At 58.9% G+C, this 20,562-nt stretch carries 12 protein-coding genes; 11 read left to right on the forward strand and 1 reads right to left on the reverse strand.

The window, feature by feature from the left end; translation table 11 throughout:
- The first annotated feature begins 195 nt into the window (after positions 1-195).
- The 9 genes from DW899_RS05630 to DW899_RS05670 all read left to right on the forward strand — a co-directional run bounded on the left by DW899_RS05630 (position 196) and on the right by DW899_RS05670 (position 14,388).
- Complete coding sequence (locus DW899_RS05630) at positions 196-2,049, forward strand: ABC transporter ATP-binding protein (protein WP_117800267.1); 1,854 nt, start codon at positions 196-198, stop codon at positions 2,047-2,049.
- Positions 2,050-3,909 (forward strand): ABC transporter ATP-binding protein, encoded by a 1,860-nt coding sequence (locus DW899_RS05635; RefSeq protein ID WP_117800268.1) that lies wholly within the window; start codon positions 2,050-2,052, stop codon positions 3,907-3,909.
- Positions 3,910-4,232: 323 nt separating this feature from the next.
- The gene (gene bilS, locus DW899_RS05640; RefSeq protein WP_117800269.1) at positions 4,233-4,784 is read left to right on the forward strand and encodes a flavodoxin family protein BilS; all 552 of its coding nucleotides are present in this window, start codon (positions 4,233-4,235) and stop codon (positions 4,782-4,784) included.
- A gap of 793 nt (positions 4,785-5,577) precedes the next feature.
- Positions 5,578-6,090, forward strand: a complete 513-nt coding sequence (locus DW899_RS05645; protein WP_117797622.1) for a signal peptidase I — start codon at positions 5,578-5,580, stop codon at positions 6,088-6,090.
- 70 nt (positions 6,091-6,160) lie between these two features.
- Positions 6,161-6,898, forward strand: coding sequence for a SipW-dependent-type signal peptide-containing protein (locus DW899_RS05650; protein WP_117797621.1), 738 nt, complete (start codon positions 6,161-6,163; stop codon positions 6,896-6,898).
- An 89-nt stretch (positions 6,899-6,987) separates the two neighbouring features.
- On the forward strand, positions 6,988-7,635 hold the full coding sequence (locus DW899_RS05655; RefSeq protein ID WP_117800270.1) for a hypothetical protein: 648 nt from the start codon (positions 6,988-6,990) through the stop codon (positions 7,633-7,635).
- Between the two features lie 3 nt (positions 7,636-7,638).
- Entirely contained in the window at positions 7,639-13,116 is a 5,478-nt protein-coding gene (locus tag DW899_RS05660; RefSeq protein WP_117800271.1) for a hypothetical protein, read from the forward strand.
- 1 nt (position 13,117) lies between these two features.
- Positions 13,118-13,687, forward strand: coding sequence for a hypothetical protein (locus tag DW899_RS05665; RefSeq protein WP_117800272.1), 570 nt, complete (start codon positions 13,118-13,120; stop codon positions 13,685-13,687).
- A 2-nt stretch (positions 13,688-13,689) separates the two neighbouring features.
- A complete protein-coding gene (locus DW899_RS05670) occupies positions 13,690-14,388 on the forward strand; it encodes a hypothetical protein (protein WP_117648511.1) in 699 nt (232 codons plus the stop codon).
- Between the two features lie 597 nt (positions 14,389-14,985).
- Here DW899_RS05670 and DW899_RS05675 read toward each other — a convergent pair.
- Positions 14,986-17,286 carry an LTA synthase family protein gene (locus DW899_RS05675; RefSeq protein WP_117786792.1) on the reverse strand — a complete coding sequence of 767 codons (2,301 nt, stop codon included), beginning with the start codon at positions 17,284-17,286 and terminating at the stop codon, positions 14,986-14,988.
- A 213-nt stretch (positions 17,287-17,499) separates the two neighbouring features.
- On the opposite strand from DW899_RS05675, the gene DW899_RS05680 reads away from it, so the two are divergent.
- Both DW899_RS05680 and DW899_RS05685 read left to right on the forward strand, forming a co-directional pair.
- Positions 17,500-18,348: a nitroreductase family protein gene (locus tag DW899_RS05680; protein WP_117800273.1), complete on the forward strand. Its 849-nt coding sequence runs from the start codon at positions 17,500-17,502 to the stop codon at positions 18,346-18,348.
- A 159-nt stretch (positions 18,349-18,507) separates the two neighbouring features.
- Positions 18,508-20,535: a KUP/HAK/KT family potassium transporter gene (locus tag DW899_RS05685; RefSeq protein ID WP_117638035.1), complete on the forward strand. Its 2,028-nt coding sequence runs from the start codon at positions 18,508-18,510 to the stop codon at positions 20,533-20,535.
- The last annotated feature ends 27 nt before the right edge of the window (positions 20,536-20,562 follow it).

Below are 20,562 nucleotides of genomic sequence, written 5' to 3' on the forward strand. Positions count from 1 at the left end.
GTCGGCGACTAACTTGGTAGCACTAATGTAAGTATACCAAGCGGTCGACCCGACACTGGCTGGGCGTGCGCGTGCCTTTCCGCTTCTTTGGAAACCGAATCCCATTAGAAATGACGAGTTGTTTACGCTTCTTTTGGGGTGGCGGTACTATCATGGTTCGAATTGAATGTGGATGATGATAGGGAGCGCCTTTTTATGATTGAGCTGCTCAGGCGTTTTGGTGGCAAGTCTCGCCGATATATGGTGATTGGCCCTGCGTGCAAGTTGATCGAAGTGATCTTTGACCTGCTTACGCCGCTGGTGATTGCCCAGATGATCGATAAGGGCATCGGCGCACACGATGTCAACGCCGTCGTCCGTTACGGCGCGGTGCTCGCCGCCATGGCTGTAATCGGCATCTCGTTTACGCTCGTCTGCCAAAAGATGGCGGCGCTGACCTCGCAGGGCATGGGCACCGACATCCGCGGTGCGCTCTACGGGCACATTAATAAGCTGAGCTATGCCGAGCTCGACCGCTTTGGCACGCCGTCGCTTATCACCCGCATCACCAACGACGTCAACCAGGTGCAGCTCGCTGTGGCGCTGGGCGTGCGCATGCTCATCCGCTGGCCCTTCCTGGCGGTGGGCTCCATGGTCGCGGCCCTTGCCATCGACCTTAAGCTCGGCATTATCTTTTTGATTTGCACGCCCGCCATCGGCCTGGTGTTTTGGTTTGTCATGGCGCGCTGTATCCCGTACTACAAGCAGCTGCAGGCAAAGCTTGACCGCATCGCGCTTATCTGCCGCGAGGGCCTTTCGGGCGCCCGCGTGGTTCGCGCCTTCGTGCGCGAGGACCATGAGCGCGAGCGCTTTGCCCAGGCAGCCGACGACCAGGCCAATACTGCCATCGCGGTGGGCAAGCTCTCGTCGATTCTCAACCCCGTCACGTTTCTTGTGATGAACCTGGGCGTGTGCGCCATCCTGTGGGTGGGCGGTATCCAGGTCAACGTGGGCGAGCTCACGCAGGGCCAGGTCATGGCGTTTGTGAACTACATGACGCAGACGCTCACCTCCATCGTGTACGTCGCCAACCTGGTTGTGGTCTTTACCAAGGCGAGCGCCAGCGCGTCGCGCATCAACGAGGTGCTCAATTGCATGCCGAGCATCACCGACGAGGACAACGAGACGGTCGCACTGCCCGAGCCGGGCAATGTCGCTCCCGTTCCTGCGCTGAGCTTTGACCATACGAGCTTCTCGTTTGGCGCCGGCGCGGCCAATGCTGTCAACGATGTGACGCTGGAGCTCCCGCTGGGCAAGACGCTCGGTATTATCGGCGGCACGGGTAGCGGCAAGTCCACGCTCGTTTCGCTTATTCCGCGCCTCTACGATGCGAGCACCGGCAGCGTGAGCGTGATGGGTGCCGACGTGCGCACCTGGCCGCTCGACCAGCTGCGCCACGTGGTCGCGACCGTACCGCAGCGCGCGTCGCTGGTGAGCGGCACGATCCGCAGCAACCTGACCTGGCGTGACGAGTCGGCAACCGACGAGGAGCTCTGGGCGGCGCTCGACATGGCGCAGGCGAGCGAGTTCGTGCGCAACAAACCGCAGAGGCTCGATGCCCCGGTCGAGGCGGGCGGCAAGAACTTTAGCGGTGGCCAGCGCCAGCGCCTGACCATCGCGCGCGCCTTGGTGGGTTCGCCTCGGATATTGATCATGGACGATTCTGCCTCGGCGCTCGACTTTAAGACCGACGCGGCGCTTCGCCATGCCATTCGCGAGCGCAGCGTGCGCGGTGCCGCCGAGGGCGGGCTGCCGCTGACCACGGTGATTGTGAGCCAGCGCGTCTCGACCGTGCGCGACGCCGACATGATCTGCGTGCTCGATCACGGTTCGGTCGCGGACCTGGGCACGCATGGCGAGCTGTATGCAAGCTGCCAGCTCTACCGAGAGATCTGCCAGTCGCAGCTTCGTCGTGAGGAGCTCGAGGGTCAGCAGGGGAGCGCGACGTCCACGTCCACCCCAGGCGCCGCGTGCGCCCTGGCATCCACTTGCGCAAAGGAGGGCTGCTAGATGAATCCGTATACTTCCTCCGGTTCGGTCGCCACGATGACGGCCAACGTGTCCGGCAACGATAACCTCAACGACTTGGGTGACGGCCCGCGTCAGCCCGGCGACCCCGAGCGCTACCCCGTGGGCGCGGTAGCTCGCCGCCTGCTGGGCTACGTCCGTCCGCATCGCATTTCGTTTACGGCGTCGTTTGTGAGCGCTGCCATCTCGGTGATCTTACAACTCTATACGCCCATCCTCATCGGCGAGGGCATCGACCTCATCGTTGCCGCCGGGCAGGTGGACTTTGACGCGCTGCTGCCGCTCGTCACCAAGCTTGCGATTGTCGTGGTGGGCGCGGCGGCCTTCCAGTGGCTGCAGGGCTACTGCGTCAACCGCCTGTCCTACGAGACAGTGCGCGACATGCGCGTGGAGGCGAGCGACAAGCTCAGCCGCATGCCGCTCAGCTTTATCGACAGCCATGCCCATGGTGACCTTATGAGCCGCGTAGTCAACGACGTCGACCAGGTGGGCGATGGTCTGCTGCAGGGCTTCACACAGCTCTTTACCGGCGTTATCACCATTGTGGGCACGCTCGCGTTTATGCTCTCCATCAACCTGACCATGACGCTCGTGGTGGTACTCGTCACGCCGCTTTCCATCTTTGCGGCCGGCGCCATCGCAAAGCTCTCCAACAAGAGCTTTACGGCCCAGCAACGCATTCAAGGCCGGCTCGGCGGCCATATCGAGGAGTATGTGGGCGAGCAAAAGCTCGTGGACGCGTTTGCCTACGGCCCGAGCGCTCAGCAGCGCTTCGATGCCCTTAACGCCGAGCTGTATACGGCAGGTGAGCGCGCGCAGTTTATGGGTTCGCTTTCCAACCCCGGTACGCGCTTTATCAACAACATCATCTACGCTGTGGTCGCCGTGATCGGCTGCGTGGGCGTGATCACGGGCGTGCCGGCGGCGCTCACGGTGGGCGGCGTGCAGATCTTCCTGTCCTACGCCAACCAGTACACTAAGCCGTTCAACGAGGTCACGAACGTCATCACGCAGATCCAGACCGCGTACGCCTCGGCGCGCCGCATGTTTGCGTTGCTTGATGCGCGCGAGCAGGAGCCCGACGCGGCGGATGCCGTGGAGCTTGTCGCCCCGCAGGGCGAGGTGACCTTTGAACACGTGGACTTTAGCTATGTGCCCGACCGCAAACTGCTGCAGGATATCTGCATCGAGGCCAAACCCGGTACGCGCTTTGCCCTCGTCGGTCCCACGGGCTGCGGCAAGACGACGCTCATCAACTTGCTGCTGCGGTTTTACGATATCGATGCCGGACGCATCATGGTCGATGGCCGGTCTTCGCGTGATTACACGCGCGCGAGCCTGCGCCGCGCCTTTGGCATGGTGCTGCAGGACACCTGGCTGTTCGAGGGCACGGTGGCCGAAAACATTGCCTACGGTTGCCCCGATGCCACGCGCGAGCAGATTGTCGAGGCCGCCAAGCGCGCGCACGCGCACAAGTTTATCGCGCAGCTGCCAGGCGGCTACGATACGGTGATCGGCGAGGACGGCGGCACGTTTAGCCAAGGTCAAAAACAGCTGCTGTGCATCGCGCGCGTCATGCTCACCGACCCAGCTATCTTGCTGCTGGACGAGGCGACCTCGAGCATCGATACGCGTACCGAGCTGCAGGTTCAGGCGGCATTCGACAAGCTTATGGCAGGTCGCACAAGCTTTGTCGTGGCGCACCGCCTGAGCACCATCCGCAACGCCGATTGCATTCTGGTGATGCGCGACGGCCAGGTTATCGAGCGGGGCACACACGACGAGCTGCTGGCGGCAGACGGCTTCTACGCCGAACTCTACCGCAGCCAGTTCGCCCAGTGAGCAAGCCCGTGGGGCAAATTAATCAGGTTTGTTTGTCCCATAGAGCGATCTTGTTATATAGCGTTCTACCAGCGCGTGAAACATTTTGACGATACTCCGTGACACAATTTGACGGCGTTTTGTGAAACAGTTTTTCGGCCATTCGTGAAACGTTCTGCGGCGGTTTCAATCCGAAGTACATACTGTTCGAAATCTGTCCAAAGATGTCGTCTGCGTCGCCAATCGACAGACGGTGGTTTACATCTGTCACGTTAGTACTAAGATATTCATCTAATAAATTGCATTAGTGGCTTTAGTTTTGGGGGAAACGAGGCAACGTGACTATGACGTGCTCTTTGGTGGTTAACAGCAAGAGCGGTAATACCAGGATGGTTTCGGGTGCGATCAAGCGCACTCTGCAGACTGCGGGCGTTGAGTTTGTCCACGCCGCGGCGTTGAGCGACGATGCGGACGCAGATCAGGTTGCGCTCGAGGCGCAGGGCGCCTGCGCGGCCGACACGGTGCTCGTCGGTTTTTGGTGCGACAAGGGCGCGTGCACGCCGTCGGTCGCGGCGTTGCTCTCCGCCTTGCACGGCAAGCGCGTCTTCCTGTTTGGCACCTGCGGCTTTGGGGTCGACCAGAGCTATTACCAGCAGATTATTGATCGCGTAACTTCCAATTTGGCTGGGGATGCCGAGCTTGCGGGCTGGGCGATGTGCCAGGGCAAGATGGGCCCCGCGGTCAAGCAGCGCTACGAGGCCATGCTCGAGCAAGATCCCGAAAACGCCCGATTTAAGATGCTGCTCGACAACTGGGTTGCCGCGAAGGACCATCCCACCAAGGAAGACCTGGACAACATGGCTGCAGCCGCCAAGAAGGCCGTGCTGGGAGAGTAGCTTCGCCGTTCGTGGTCCTTCGTGCAAAACAATACAAATGTGAAAGCCTCGAAGTTCTCGAGGCTTTTTTCGTGACACGAGGGCGCCCCTTTATTGATGGAAGGCCTAATAAGCTGATTGTTCTATGCCCGGATGTGTGCGGAGTGGGATGGGATTTCCGGATGGGTGGGGTTGCGGAAGCTGCGTCCCGGAATTTGCCTTTGGAATGGGATGCGGTTTCCCGTTGAGGGTCTTGGCGGAAAGTGCGACCCGGAATTTGTGATCGGAGTGGGATGTGGTTTCCCAACGGGGCCACAAGCGGAAGCCGCATCCCACTCCGGACGGGAATTCTGGGACACAGTTCTCAGAGGATTATGGGCTGCGAACTACATGGGGCCGTCATAAAACTCCGGTAAAAGGGGGTCGGAAATAAATGGCACTTCCAGCAGTTTGTTTTAATGTGGGGGGGGGTACCATTATTTTACTTTCGCAAAAAATCGATCCCTCTATGGGGAAGTTGCGTAGGTGGTCAGTCACAGATATTGGATAAAACAGACTAATTTGGGGATAAATGACCACTTACGCCAAAATAGGTAGCATTTGGCGACAAAACATTGAAAAATTTGTAGCATATCGCTATGTTTTTATTACGAAAAGATTCCAAATTGGCTTATTTCGGACTCACTTTTCAATCGCCTTGCGGTTCCTGTTGAAACTTGCTGACCTTTGGATGGGTCGAATAAGGCCTCGATGGGGATGAATTATCACTTTGACGGCGCGTAGACTCAAACGATTTATTGCACTTTTGAGTAGCTTGGCGATTGCGCTCGTCATGGCTCTTGCCGTCGTTTCTTTTGTCCCTCGTGCATTTGGATACACGCCCTATACAGTGCTTTCGGGTTCTATGGAGCCCGAGCTACCCGTTGGCTCCATGGTGTTTGTTCACCAAGTTGATCCAACGGATATTGCCGTGGGCGACAATGCAACCTTTTACCGATCGGACGGCGCCGTGGTGACGCACCAGGTGTACGAGATCGACCCTGCGGCGCAGATGATCGGCACGCAGGGAATCGCAAACAAAAATGCAGATGGAAGCATCATGCACGACGCCGAGCAGACGCCTTTTTCACGCGTGATCGGTGTCGTTTCTTTTTGTGTCCCTTACCTGGGCTTCGTTGACGCATATTGCACGACGATGCCCGGTTTGCTTGTTGTGGTGGCCGTTCTGGCGCTGCTAGTCGCGGCGTCGATAGTGCTCGATCGGATGGTTCCCGACGAGCCTGCGGGCAAGCATACCCGCGTGCATGCGAGGGAGCGGCGTTCATAGCGGCAGGGAAAAGCGTCGGCGGCGGTAGGGGCCGTTGGCGGGGAAAACGATTCTCGAAAGGAAGAGAACGATGGAAAACAAGAAGAAAAAGCGCTACGGCATCATTGCCGCCCTGCTGCTGTTGGTGCTGGCCGCCGGCGTTGGCACCTATGCATGGCTGTCGGCAACCGACTCCGAGACGAACGAGTTCACGGTTGGCAGCATCGACAAGCCTGAAGTGAAGCCCGACCCTGATCATCCGAACAAGCCCGGCGACAAGCCCACGGACCCCTCAGTGGATGGTTATCTGTTCGAGACCCTGTGGAAGAAAGATTCCAAGATGATTCCCGACACCAATATTGCCAAGAACCCCAACGTTGGTATCGGCAAGGACTCTGATGAGTCCTATGTGTTCATCTACGTGAAGAACGCCATTGTGAAGAAAGATGCCACTGACGCTCTTGCTAAGACCCCGTACTTCACGCTTAACGATAACTGGAAGCCGGTTGCGGATACCACCGTGGGTGCTAAGAACAACGGTAACCCTAACCAGTACGTGAGCGGTCTGTTCATGTATACCGCTGGTAACACCGACACCCCTGCCAAGCTTGCTCCTACTCCAAAGACTGAGACTACCGAGGCAAAGGCTGCTTACACCGGTGAGCTGTTCAGCACCGTGCATATCCCGGCTGCCATGAACAACACGGATGTTGTTCAGAGTCCCGCCAAGCCCACTATGACAGTCTCCTGCTACATCTTCGGCGCTGACCAGGGCGATGCCGAGAACGCCATCGCGCAGGCCAAGGAATGGGCTAAGACTCAGGCTTAATCCCCCCTCCACCGAGATCCCGGCCCGCTCCCCATCCCCATTTTCGGGCCGGGATCTCGGTCCCCCCTTATCGACGATTGGCGAACGTAATGCTCAACAATCTTTCTGACAATCAGAAACGCACCTTGGCGCTTACCGCGATGGCGCTGTTGGCCCTGGCGTGCCTGTGCGGCACGCTGGCTTTTACCGTTGATATGGTTCCGGTGAACAACGTTCTCTCGTTTGGCAGCGTGAAGGTACGAGTCTGCGAATACACCCTCAACGAGCATGGCGAGGAGATTCCGTTTGAGCCCAACGAGCACGGGGACTATCCCGACACCAAGGCCGGGGGCTCTGACATCAGCCGCATTGTGCGCGTGGAGAACGTCGGCGCGCAGCCTGAGTACGTTCGCGCTCGTCTGCACATGACGTCGGTGGCGCCCGACGGTTCGAGCGCGGATGCTTCGGGCAGCGTTGCGTTTCATGTGAACGCGGGCGAGGGATCCCCGTGGATCGATGGCGGCGATGGGTGGTACTACTACCGCGGCTTGGCCGGACGTGGCGGCATGCTCGACCCCGGCGCCATGACGGAAAGCCTCATGGACTCGCTGCGCTTTGTGGGCGACTACCACGATGCCGCGCGCGGCGGCTCATTCAGGCTCGATATCGATGTGCAGGCCGTGCAGGCCAAAAACCAGCAGGAAAGCGATACCGTCCTCGACGTTCTCGACGTCGTGGGTTGGCCGGAGGCGAACTAGCCTATGAAGATCAAGAACATGAACCGGGGCGTGCTTAGCAGGCTAGTTGCCGTCGCGGCGATTGCCCTTTGCTGCGTTATGGCGCTGCCGATGGCGGTACATGCCGAGACTGCGCCCGAGGCCAAAACCGAATTCCACATCAAAAACGAGGCTGACTTTTTGTCGTGTGTGGCGCTGTCGCGCGAGCGCGATACGTCCGGCTGGCACGTTTATCTCGATAACGACATTGAGCTCGACAGCGACGACATGAAAGACATCGTTGCAAACACCGTTAAGCATCTGTCGTTTGGCAACAAGGAGCATCCGTTTAAGGGCGTGTTCGATGGTCAAAACCACACCGTTGAGGGCCTGAACTACGATAAAGACGCTTTTGACCCCGAGCGCGATACGGGATTTTTTGCCGAGACCAACGGTGCCACCATCAAAAACTTCTTGGTCAAGGACGCCAACGTGTGGGCGGACTTCCGCGGTGGCATTATCGTGGGCAAGGCCGTCAATACGCGCTTCGAAAACGTTATGGTCATGGAGAGCACGCTGCACGTGACCTGCGCCAACAATGCTCTCAACCTCATTACCAACGCAGGCTTTGAGGGCGGTCTCATCGCCGGCGAGCTCGACGGCTGCACCCTCTACAACTGCGAGGTCCGTGGCGGCCGTGCCGTCAACAATACGACCTCGGGCGTGCAGGCGCTCGGCGGTGAGGGTCTGTATATGGCGGCGTTTGCCGGCTACGTTAAGAAATCGACTATCGAGTACTGCCGCGTGACGCCGACGCGTAAGGACGACGGCTCGATTGCCGAGAAGGGCATGACCGACGTCACCAATAAGTACGACGTGGCCATTGGCGCCCTGGGCGGCAACAACGTGTACGCCTCGGGTTTTGTGGGCTGCATGGCGGGCGAGGCCAAGATTATCGACTGCTTCTCGACGGCGCAGTGCTACAGCTATGCCGCGTCGTACGTGGGCGTCGTCGCCGTGACGCGCGCGTGGACGGGTGGCTTGGCGGGCCGAATTTTGACCGCCGAGGGCAACGAGCTCGTCCGCAGCCATTTTGCGGGCGATTTGAGTTCGCGCCAGTACAATCCCATCGCCGTGATCCCCATCATTCAAAACGATGTGAACCTGGGCGGCATTGCCGCGCGTGCCAACAGGGATGATGCCACGGTCACCGAGTGCTACTTTAAACCGAGCGTGAGCTTGAATGGCAATAGCCAGGGTAATCCCGCTAAAAAGAAAATCCCCGCGTTTGGCGGCGACGGTACCACTAAGGGCGACGGCTATGGCCCGTGGGACGACGAGCGCTACATCACGCGTGAGCTATGGGAAGAGCACGACTACGACTTCTGTGCCCGCACCATGCGCTCGACCGCCAACGACGATGCCCTGGGTGGCCAGCACACCAATGAGTGGGCGATGGATTACAAGCTGAATATCCCCGTGCATGGCCAAAGCGTTAAGGCGACGATCGATTTTCCCGGTGCGGGCACCGCGACAATCGAGAAGACCAAACTTGGCAAAGACCAGGCGACCTCGGATCCGTACGCCTTTGCCGTGAGCGCCGTGCTGGCGGGAACGGCCCAAGGCCTGGCCCAGGGCGATACATCGGTAACGTTTAAGCAGGATACCTCCGCAAAGCCAGAGGGTTTGACCGAGGCCAACGGCGGCTACCGCTTTATGGGCTGGTTCCGTGAGCCCGGAGTCAATGTGAACCGTATCGATGCCGATAACGCCTGGTTTAACGGCAAGACCGATGCCGATGCCGTTAAGGCTGGCAAGCAGGTCCAGAAGAACGAAGCGCACGAGATAACGTCGAGCTATACCGCCGATAACGCGAAGGGGGCCGAGGCCTTTAAGGGCAACGACCTGTTTATTGCTTCGTACGAGGCGCAGGTACTGTTCTATAACGTCAAGGGCGAGACGCTCGCGTGGCAGAGCGGCGAGGAGCACGACAAGTCGACGGACTGGTACCGCTATGGCGTCGGTTTAACGCCGGCTGCCCCTGCGGACCGCGGCACTCTTTCTGCCAGCGCCACCTTTATCGGTTGGACGACGCAGCCGAGTGGCGAGGCCGGGATGCATGGCGGTTACGCGGCCATCACCTCGCCTGAGCTTGCCGAGTTAAAAAACGCCGGTGCGTTCTATCCTGCCGGCACCGAGATCACTGTGCTTGGCCCTACCGATTTTTATCCGGTGTACACCGACTATGTGTCGAACATCATGACGGTGTTTGAGGGCAATGAGCAGGATGCAACCGACGATCAGACTCGGCGCGACGGTGTGGGCAAAACTGACGTTAAGGTTGAGACTGCAGAAGATGGCACAAGCGCGTATACCGTACAGGTGCTCGACGTATCCGGTAAAGCTATATCCGAGGAGGGCCAGCTGCCCGACGGCTATCGTTTCCTGGGTTGGTATGAAAACAAGGGAACCGAGGATGCCCCGCTCGAGGTGCGCGTAAGCCGCGACCCCAGCTATACGCTCCCCGCCGATGTCGATTTAACCGCGCCGCATACCTACATCGCCCGCTTTGAGTACCGAGTGGATTATTACGTTCGGGCTTATACCAACCATGAGTTTACGGACAGCAAGCTACTTTGTTCCGTTTGGAATCGCTATCAAACGCCCTTTGAGGAAAACGTCGGTAGTACCTTCGTGCGTGAAAACGTCGTCCACTGGGGTCCGGAGCATGTTGACCACGGTATAAAGGATAGTTATGAAACGTGTGGCACGCGCTTCACGAAGGAAACCCTTGTCGTGAGTCCCCTTAACGCGTACTCGCACAACGTTAAAAACGATACGGGAGCCGATACTCTAAAAAACCTCTATGCCGATACCGATTTTCCAGGCGCTGCAACGCTAAGCGATACTTGGACTTCGGCTTCGCTGAACGTAACGGTCAAACCGGTGAATGATCGCTATCGCCTGAATTTCTGGACGCTTGAGCGCGATGGTGAATATTGGACATATGTGAAAAATCCCATCGAGAGCATGGTGCGTACAGATAAGAAGTACTACGTTCGCGCGATGATTACCACGGACGTTAATTTCTACAACAAGGGCGATAATGTCGTGAGGACTGCCACGCGGCGCTATGAGAGTAACTTGCTGCAGACCAAGGTGAACGGGGCGGATCCGACGTTCACGTATTACTACCCGCATGTTAATAAGTCGGTTAAAGTGGCCGAAAAGCCAGAAGATGGTGAGAAGGGATCGTATGAGAGCCCCCTGACCCTCGAAGCTTCCCCGACCGATGCCGACATGGCCGTGCCGGGCTATAAGTTCCTGGGCTGGATTTCGACCGCCGAGGTCCAGAGGGATTCTGACGTCTGGAAGTATATCTACGATGTCGAGGGCGATTCCTTCACCACTTCTGACCCGGATAAGGCCGAACCGTATCTGGTGAAACCAGATTTTAAGGTCACCCAGTGGCAGGATGCCTATCCGGTGTACGCGAAGTACGATGTTAGGTACACCACCAACCTGTATCGCGCCGGTTTTAAGGGCACGGACAAGGTTAATGTGCCTAGGTACGACATCGATCCCGTTATCAACGCGGGCACCGACCCTGCTACGGCAACGGTGACCCCTGACGTCACGACTCCGGTTTATAAAGCAGGCGGTGAGCTGTATAAGTTGCAGAAGGTTGAGATCGAGCTTCCGAATGGCGAAGTTGAAGACATCGAACCTAACGGCGATAACTCGTATTCCCATCAGGTGGAACCCGGCGGGGCCTATACATTTGTGGCGTACTATTCGCCGTTGGCGGTTGTGTACCATCTCAATGCCAGGGATGTGGACGGTAAGGTAGCCCAGCAGGGCGATTCTCTCGGCAGCCTTAAGGACGGCATCCCGCTGCCAACGTATAACGTCGGCGATATCGATGCTGCAACAAACGCATACAATGCCTTCGTGGGCTGGACGGAAACTAAGCCGGTAGCTGGCAACGGTTATGTCGTTTGGTCGGACGACGTTTCCATGGTGAATAAAAGCACCGTGGTCAAGGCCCCCATGGAGTTGTATCCGGTCTACCGCGCCAGCGCGGTGCGTGTTCAATCGAATATCGATGCCAATCTGGATGACCCCGGTTCTGTGCGTTATCTTTCGCGGACCGACTCTGGTGATCAAATTTCGCTGGAGGTAAAAGCTGCAACTGAGGTTGTCGGCAAGGATGGCACCAAGTACGACTTTGTCGGCTGGTCGCGTGACTATGAATCCGATAACAAGTACACCCTGATGACCGGTGACGACAAGTATCCCCTCGAGGGCAATGAGCCCTTTAAGAGCGCGATGTACACTGCGGTGTACAAGATTGCGCCGCATAAGGTGCGCTATCACGGTGTCGACGGGTCGGTTCTCTTTACGGCGACGGTCGACTCGGGCGACGAGCGTGCGCAGGACGGCAAGTCCGGCTTCGTCTATACGGTTGATGTTCCCAAAATGGATGAGAACGGCCGCCCCGTCTATGACAACAGCGGGAATCCCATGATGGAGCAAAAGTCCGTGGCATACGACCCGGACGCCCATTCCAAGATCGTCGCGCTGCTCGATGAGCGTGCGGCCGCCAATGGCGATATGCGTGAGCTCTTCTTGGAGTGGCGATATGTGGGCGCCGATGGTGATACGAAGCCTTGGGATGTGTTTAAGGACGAGCCAATTAAGGGCGACATGGACCTGTATCCCGTTACATATCGCGTGGTTGCCAAAGATACGTCTGATCCCGCGAAGTCCGAAACCATGACCGCCCAGCTTAAGTGGCTGCTCGATCCCGCCGCCGCCAACACCGTCGATGACAGTGCCGACAAGGCGCCGTTTAAGGTCTGCTTTGCCAAGCCGTTTATGGGAACGCGGCTGACCGTTACGGTAATGCGGGCAAGCTACGGGCCTGGTACAGAGGGTGTTTCTGTGGCGGAAGAGCCCGTAAACGGCAAGTTTGTCTCGCTCTACAGCCTTGGTTCGGGTGACGGCTCGTTCGACCTGGCCAACCGTCTGGAGTCCAAGAAGACGGGCGAGGGCGATCAGGGCCCCGGCAAAGCCGTGTTCAACTTTGCCCAGACTCATGCGCTGACGATCGTTAAAAAGACGACCGATGTCAGCGCTATGGGGCAAACGTTCCGCTTTAAGGTAACGCGAAAGATGTCGCAGGATTCTCCTGCCGAGACGCGCATGGTCGAGGTGAAAGTTAGCGAGCAGCGCGACGAAAACGGTGAAACTTGCTATGTCGGCAGCGTGCAGTTCGCCGCTCCGGCTGGCATCTATACCGTCGAGGAAGATACGGCTTGGGCATGGCGCTACCAGGGTGAGCTGAGCACGCCGGGCAAGGCGCCCGGTAAAACTGCCGAGCTGACGATTTCGTCTGCATCGAGCGCGAACGATGCCACGTTCACCTGCACGAACACGCGTGTGAACGACAAATGGATCGACGGCAGCGATCGTGCCCATAACGTTTGGAGCAACGGCAACGTAGCAAAGAAGGAGGATTAGCATGTCCAAGCGCAAGCGCATCATCGCCTTGCTGGTGGGGGTTATCCTCCTGGCCGGTACGGCAGGCACGTTGGCCTGGCTTTCGGTTACGGGCGTGCTGGTCAACCAGTTCGGCATCGGATCGGTGACGCCATCGGTTCAGGAAACGCTCAACGGCAAAGTGAAAAGCGATGTCAAGGCGAAGAACACGGGTACTGCGCCCGCCTATATTCGTGCTGCAGTGGATATCTACTGGCAGGACCAGAATGGCGCGCGCCTGTGGGATGAACCAGTTGCCGGCACCGACTACGTCATTGCGTGGGGCAGTGTGTCCAAGGCATCTGCTTCTAACACCGCCTCGTCTTGGGTTGTCGCGTCCGACGGGTACTACTACTGGACGTCTCCCGTTGCTCCGATGGGCAAAACCGATGTGCTCATCAAGAGCGTGACTGAGCAGAAGGCAGATGGGAAGAACCTGGTCGTTGACATTTCGACCCAAGCAATTCAATCCACGCCCGACGATGCAGTTGCAGAGGCATGGGGCTGTACAGTCAAGGATGGCGTGCTGGTGCCGCCGCATGGAGGTGCGTAGGTATGGCTTCTCCGATTCGTAAAGACGTTGTGTGTTCCTTGCGCTGCGTGATGGCGGCAATCGTCTGCCTTATCGCGCTTGCCGTTCCTGCACGTGCGTTTGCTGACGTTCCCACGATTGCCTATGACGGAAATGCACGCCAGCTAACGGTATCGGGAGCGACGGACTCCTCGGGGGAGCCCGATCTGTTTCCAGCCTTTAAAGATCTAATGCCCGGCGATGTACGCGAGCAACAGATTGGGGTTCGTACCACGGGTGTAAAGTCCCAGGTACGTGTGTTTGTGCGGGCTGTTGTCGATCACGAGACGGCACATCTGCTATCGCCCATCACCTTAACGGCGACTGTGGGCGATGCCTCTGCAGGTTGGCTCCAGACAGGAACACCGGGCAGCGTGTTCGCCTATCCCACGCAAATCGCCACGTTTACGAGCGATGACAGCACGGTGCTTAATCTGCAGCTAAGCGTTCCGACGTCGGTGGGCAACGAGCTTGCCGACGCAAACAAGACCATTCGCTGGGAGATTACCGCCGAGGACGATGGCGAGAAGATTCCCGTGCAGTCTGCTGACAGCAAGAAGCCCGGCTTGCTTGGTCTGGCGGCAACGGGCGACAACACGCTCACGTTGCTTTTAGTTTTGCTAACTCTTGCCAGCATCGCTTTTATAGCCGCGCTACTTTTGTCCCGGAGGGATAAGCGCTAGGTCCATCTTCTAAACGCAACGCCCGCCGCCCAGGAGGGTGTCTCTTTATTGATAGAAGGCCTAATAAGCTGATGATTTCATGCCTGGATGTATTCGGAGTGGGACGGGCTTTCCGGATGCGCGGCGTTTCGGAAAGTGTGTCCCAGAATCGACGCTCAGAGTGGTCCCCACTTTCCGTTTGATGTCTTGTCCGGAAACTACGTCCCGGAATTAAGGCTTGGAATGGGATGCACTTTCCGCTTGAGAGCCTTAGCGGAAAGTGCGACCCGGAATTTACTCTTGAAGTGGGATGCGCTTTCCCGACAGGCCCTCAAGTGGAAACTGCGTCCCATTCCGAAGGCAGATTCCGGGATACACTTTCCGAATACAAAGAAGGCCACTTAATGTGGCCTTCAACTTATATATGTTGCGGATGCTTTCATGACAAGCCGCGCTTCAACACCGAGGCGTCTGCCCGGCGACGCGGAATGTAAGGTTCATCGCGAGTTCCGCACGAGCCGGAGAGCACTTAATGTGCTCTCCGTGCGAGCAGGACTGTCCGAGCAGGGAACCTTACGTTCCGCGCCGCCGGGCAGACGAACCAGTTAAGACGTGTCGCTATTTGATCTTGGTCGTACCCGGCGCCAGGTTGGGGTCGGTCTCGTTGGCCTCGGTCTGGAAGTGCTCGGTGTAGACGTTCTTGCCGTCGCGGAACATTTCGTAATACTGCATCTTGGCGTAATCCTCGCGTGCCTTGGTGGCGGCTGCGGCAGCGGCGTCGTCACCGGTGACGTTGGAGGAGAGCGCCCAGCGCAGGCTGGCGTCCTCGTAGCCCACCGAGTTGATGGCGGGCAGCGACTCGCGCAGCGTCATGTGCGCCTTCTGGTAGTCGGTCAGCGGTGCGCCGATCAGCTGCATGAGCTGCGTGGACAGGTAGTTGGTGGACAGGTCGTCAACCTCGCTCGTCTGGTCGCAGCCGGCAACGTCGTAGTTAGCCCAGATGATGTAGTCGGTCTGCCACAGGCGCTCCTGATGCGTAGCGTCGTCCTCGCCGGTAAACCACTTGTCGTTGAACTTGGACGGGAAGAACGGCTGGTGGTCGCCCCAGAACACCACGACAACCTTACGGTCGAGCTTGCTCAGGGCGTTGAGGAAGTAGCGAAGCGCCTGGTCGGACTGCTCGATGCACGAGACATACTCGTCGACATCGGAGAGCGTACCGTCCTCGACGGTCTTGGCGTCCAGGTCCGTCGTGTCGATGTTCAGGTGCATCTGCTTGTCGACCGGCAGCAGGCCCGTGTCGTAGCCCGAGTGGTTCTGCATGGTCACGTCGAAGATAAACTGCGGATCGGCGTTCTGATCGAGCAGCTCAAGGATCTTGTCGTAGGTTGCCTGGTCGGTCACCATGCCGCGCAGGGTGTCGGCTCCCTGGAAGTCGTTGATGGACAGGAACTGGTCAAAGCCAAAGTCCTTATAGACGTTCTCGCGGTTCCAGTTGGTCGCGTGGTTGGGGTGCATGGCCGTGGTGGAATATCCGAGCGACTTGAACTGCTCTGCCAGGTTCCCAGTCGTTTCCATGTTGTAGATGGTGTAGGGGTACACGCCCGAGCCCAGGTTGGCCATGGAGTTGCCGGTCATAAACTCAAACTCGGTATTGGCGGTACCGCCGCCGTAGGCGCTCACATAGAGCTTGCCGCGGCTGAGGCAGTTGGACAGGTTCTTAAAGTACTGCGGGCCCTCGTAGCCGGCGCGCATGTTCTGGTAGATGGACAGGTCCGAGAAGGTCTCGTTCATGATGGCGATGACCGTGGGCTTCTCGCTGTCGAATTGCTCCTTTGCGGCGGTGCGCTCGTCGCTCTTGGCGGCGTCGGACTTGTCGTAGGCCTTGGCGTACTTTTTGAGCGTGGCCTTGGCGTCATCGACAGAATAGTCGGCGGGTTTGGGCGGCTTGATGGACTGCGCTGCACTAATAAAGGCAGGCAGATAGCCCTCGCGCCAGTAGCTCTCGAGCGGGCGCCAGGTGTAGACGGTGATGCCGAGGGTGTTGTAGTAGTCGATGAGGGTGACGTGCGCGGTCACGCCGCCCAGGCACAGCACCGCCACGAGCAGGTTGGTGAGCAGCATGCGCTTGGCGTTGGCGGCGCCCTTCTGGCGATGCGGCGCGACCAGGCCGGCGTACTCGCACAGCAGCATGGCGATGGCGGTAAAGCTCATGGACAGCACGCAGAACAGCGAGATCGAGAAGGTGTAGCCGTTGCCGGCGACCGCGGCGGCGGTGGAGATGGCCGAAAGGTCGCCCGGCTGGATCGGCATGGATTTAAACGTGATGACGAAGAACTCGGCAATGCCCAGGACAAAGAGGGCAAAGGCCAGGACCGCGGGAGCTGCGCCGTGGCGCTGGAATAGGAAGAACAAGCCGGTCATGAGCACGGTGATGATGGCCCACTCGAGCAGGATGCACAGGGGGTAGACCCAGGTAAAGTCGTGGTTGGACGAGACCTCCATGCCCAGCAGCGCAAAGACGCCGGCGAGCAGCAGGCACAAGACGGCGGCGACGAGCGGGCGGCCCACAAAGGCACCGCGCAGGCGGGCGAGCTTGCCGGTGGGGGCGGGGGCGTCGGCCGAGGCGAACGCAAAGACGCGCGGGGCGATGCGGTCGCGGGCGATGCTGGCCCAAGCGCAGCCGGTGAGGATGGCGTTGGTCAGGATGAGCATCACAAAGGCGAGCGGCTCGTTTTGGGCGACGAGGCCAATAGCGCCCCAGACGGTCAAAAAGAGCTGGAACAGGCCGAAGACGACGCTCCACCCAAGAGCGCTTTTGGCAACGGTGCCCGACTGTGCGCGAATGGCCTTGGCCTCGCGCAAGACAAGGTAGACGGTCGCCGCAAGACCGACGAGCGAGATGGCGGCAGCGAACATGCTGAGACTCCTCACAAACTTAAAACCTACGAAAGCGGGGATTAACCCGATTGTTACCGAGATATGCGCAGCATTTGACGGCTGCGTACAACAACCAGCCATAATAACGCGCGAGTATGGCGGTGTTGCGCAATGGAGTGCCCACCTGCGCGATAATGGACGGGAATTACACGGAAACGTAAAGGCTTCTTAAAGAAATGGCAGGGATGGGTTATGGACGAGCGGGTGTGTACGACGGCTGCGGATGCGTGCGGCTATCCGGTCGAGACCACGGGCAATGCTGTATTGGACACGTTGGAGCACCGTTCCTCCACGCGTGCCTTTGCGCGCGATGACGAGGGCCGTCCCGTGGCGGTGACCGACGAGCAGCGGGCGGCGATTCTGCATGCGGCGAGTCGCGCGCCGTCGGCAGGCGCCATGATGATGTATTCCATCGTGAGCATTCGTGAGCAGGCTACGCTCGATCGTCTTGCCGACCTGTGCGACTACCAGCCCATGATCGCCAAGGCACCCTGGGCACTTATATTTGTGGTCGACTATGCCAAGTGGATCGATCTGTTTGAGCACGTGGGCTGCTTTGAGCCCGAGTTTGTCGAGCGCACGGGCAAGGCGCCCCGCCGCGCGCCGGGTTTGGGCGACTTTGCCATCGCGGCGCAGGATGCCGTGATCGCCGCGCAAAACGCCGTGGTTGCCGCCGAGGCCCTGGGGCTGGGGAGCTGCTACATCGGTGATATCGTCGAGAATGCCGAGGAAGTCGCCGCACTGCTGGACTTGCCTGCCTATACCATGCCGCTGTCGATGCTCATCATCGGCACGCCCCGTAAGGAGCGCCCGGCAATCGCGCATCCCGTGGTGAACCTGGTGCACGAGGAGCGTTATTGTCGCGCCGATACCGTGACCATGGATGCGCAGGTGGCCGAGATGGACGCGATGTTCCGTCCGCATGCCCGCGAGGTGGGCGAGCGCGTCATCGACATCTACACCCGTAAGCACACGAGCCCCTTTATGGCCGAGATGAGCCGCTCTATGGAGTGGTGGTTCAAAAACTGGCTCGGAAAATGACGAATGTGACAAAGGGGGCGTCCCCTTGTCACATTCCATATCGCCGCGGTGGCCTAAAGGCCGCATAAATGTTTATCTAGCTGGGAAAACGGTGCCATTAAAATATGGGCTGATTACATATAATCCCGTCGAACGTTAAAATTGGGAGGAAACCGGCTTATGGAACAAAAGGCAAAGGAAGTAGCCTCGCACGCTGCGATTCCTGTGAGCATCTCGGCGATGCTCGTCACGCTGGGCGTGGTGTATGGCGATATCGGCACCAGCCCCATGTATGTAACCAAGGCGCTCGTTGCCGGCAACGGCGGCATCGGAAGCGTCACGCAGGAGTTCGTGCTCGGCGCGCTCTCGCTCGTCGTATGGACGGTCACGCTGCTGACGACCGTCAAGTACGTGCTGATCTCGCTGCGCGCCGACAACCACGGCGAGGGTGGCATCTTTGCCCTGTACAGCCTGGTCAAGCGTTGCGGCAAGTGGCTTATCATCCCCGCCATGCTGGGCGGCGCGGCGCTGCTCGCCGACGGCATCCTGACGCCTGCCGTTACCGTCACCACGGCCATCGAGGGCCTGCGCACCATCCCGGCGGTCCATGCCGTGCTCGGTGACGACCAGGGTCGTGTCGTCGCCATCACGCTTGCCATCATCATCGCGCTCTTCTTGGTGCAGCGCATCGGCACGGCCAAGATCGGTCACGCCTTCGGCCCCATCATGACGCTGTGGTTTTTGTTCCTGGGCGGCACGGGCCTGTTCTTTGTCTGCCAGTATCCAGCGGTGCTGCTGTGCCTCAACCCGTTGCGTGGCATTGCTTTTCTGCTGAGCCCCAACAACCATGCGGGCATCATGATTTTGGGCAGCTGCTTCCTCGCTACCACCGGTGCCGAGGCGCTCTATTCCGACATGGGCCATGTGGGCCGCGGCAACATCTATGCCACCTGGCCGTTCGTTAAGTGCTGCCTGCTGCTGTCCTACATGGGCCAGGGCGCGTGGCTTATCAACAACGCCGGCAACCCGGAGCTCATGGGTATCGCCGACCTCAACCCCTTCTACCAGATGCTCGCCCCGGGTCTGCGCCCCTTTGCCGTCGGCCTTTCCACCGTCGCGGCCATTATCGCCTCGCAGGCGCTCATCACCGGCGCATTCTCGCTGGTGTCCGAGGCCAGCCGCCTGGACCTCATGCCGCATATGCAGGTCTTCTATCCTGCCGAGACCAAGGGTCAGCTCTATATCCCCATGGTCAACAACGTCATGCTCGTGGGCTGCGTCGTCGTGGTGCTGCTGTTCCAGAACTCGGCGCACATGGAGGCCGCGTACGGCCTGGCCATTACCCTGACCATGATGTGCACGACAATGCTGCTCTTCTTCTATCTGCACGTGGAGCGCAATCTCAAGGTCGCGCCGTGGATCTTTGCCGCCTTCTTCCTTTTGCTCGAGGGTTTCTTCTTTGTGAGCTCGCTCACCAAGTTCTTCCACGGCGGCTACTTCACCATCCTTATGGCTGCACTCATCATGGGCATTATGGTGTGCTGGTACAACGGCACGGCGGTCGAGCAACGTCAGTTTACGCTGCTGCCGCTGCGCAGCTATCTGCCGCAGCTCAAACGCCTGCGCGACGACGATCGCTACGAGCTCATGAGCGACAACATCGTGTACCTGACCAAGGACACCAACACCGACTATATCGACCGCGATATCGTCTACTCGATTTTGGATAAGCACCCCAAGCGCGCTCGTGCCTGGTGGTTCGTGAATGTCGAGACCATGGAGGAGCCGCATACCTTTGCCTACTCGGTCGAGACGTTCGGCACCGACTACGTGTTCCGCGTGCATCTGTATCTGGGCTACAAGATCAACCAGCGCGTCAATGCTTACCTGCGTCAGGTTGTTCAGGATCTGGCTGCCAGCGGCGAGCTGCCGGCGCAGACGCATGACTACTCGGTCTACAAGGACCCGGGCAACATCGGTACGTTTAAGTTCGTCATGATCCGCAAGCTGCTGGCACCCGAAAGCGACGTGGAGCCCAGCGAGCGTACGGCCATCACGCTCAAGTACATCATCCGCCGCGCCGCCGGCACGCCTGCGCGCTGGTACGGCCTGGAGAACTCCAACGTGAGCTTTGAGTACGTGCCGCTGTTCACCAAGTTTAAGGCCGTGAGCAAGATGCAGCGCCTGGCTCCCGACGAGCGTCCGTAGTCGACGTCTGCTGTTTGTCTAGCGACC

Source organism: Collinsella sp. AM41-2BH, assembly GCF_003468085.1.
Taxonomy (GTDB): domain Bacteria; phylum Actinomycetota; class Coriobacteriia; order Coriobacteriales; family Coriobacteriaceae; genus Collinsella.

Bases quoted from the DNA above. Each gene is read 5' to 3' on its own strand.
- DW899_RS05680 (WP_117800273.1), top strand. From the start codon at position 17,500: ATGGACGAGCGGGTGTGTACGACGGCTGCGGATGCGTGCGGCTATCCG.
- DW899_RS05685 (WP_117638035.1), top strand. From the start codon at position 18,508: ATGGAACAAAAGGCAAAGGAAGTAGCCTCGCACGCTGCGATTCCTGTG.
- DW899_RS05630 (WP_117800267.1), top strand. From the start codon at position 196: ATGATTGAGCTGCTCAGGCGTTTTGGTGGCAAGTCTCGCCGATATATG.
- bilS (WP_117800269.1), top strand. From the start codon at position 4,233: ATGACGTGCTCTTTGGTGGTTAACAGCAAGAGCGGTAATACCAGGATG.
- DW899_RS05675 (WP_117786792.1), bottom strand. From the start codon at position 17,286: ATGTTCGCTGCCGCCATCTCGCTCGTCGGTCTTGCGGCGACCGTCTAC.
- DW899_RS05655 (WP_117800270.1), top strand. From the start codon at position 6,988: ATGCTCAACAATCTTTCTGACAATCAGAAACGCACCTTGGCGCTTACC.
- DW899_RS05635 (WP_117800268.1), top strand. From the start codon at position 2,050: ATGAATCCGTATACTTCCTCCGGTTCGGTCGCCACGATGACGGCCAAC.
- DW899_RS05665 (WP_117800272.1), top strand. From the start codon at position 13,118: ATGTCCAAGCGCAAGCGCATCATCGCCTTGCTGGTGGGGGTTATCCTC.
- DW899_RS05660 (WP_117800271.1), top strand. From the start codon at position 7,639: ATGAAGATCAAGAACATGAACCGGGGCGTGCTTAGCAGGCTAGTTGCC.
- DW899_RS05650 (WP_117797621.1), top strand. From the start codon at position 6,161: ATGGAAAACAAGAAGAAAAAGCGCTACGGCATCATTGCCGCCCTGCTG.
- DW899_RS05670 (WP_117648511.1), top strand. From the start codon at position 13,690: ATGGCTTCTCCGATTCGTAAAGACGTTGTGTGTTCCTTGCGCTGCGTG.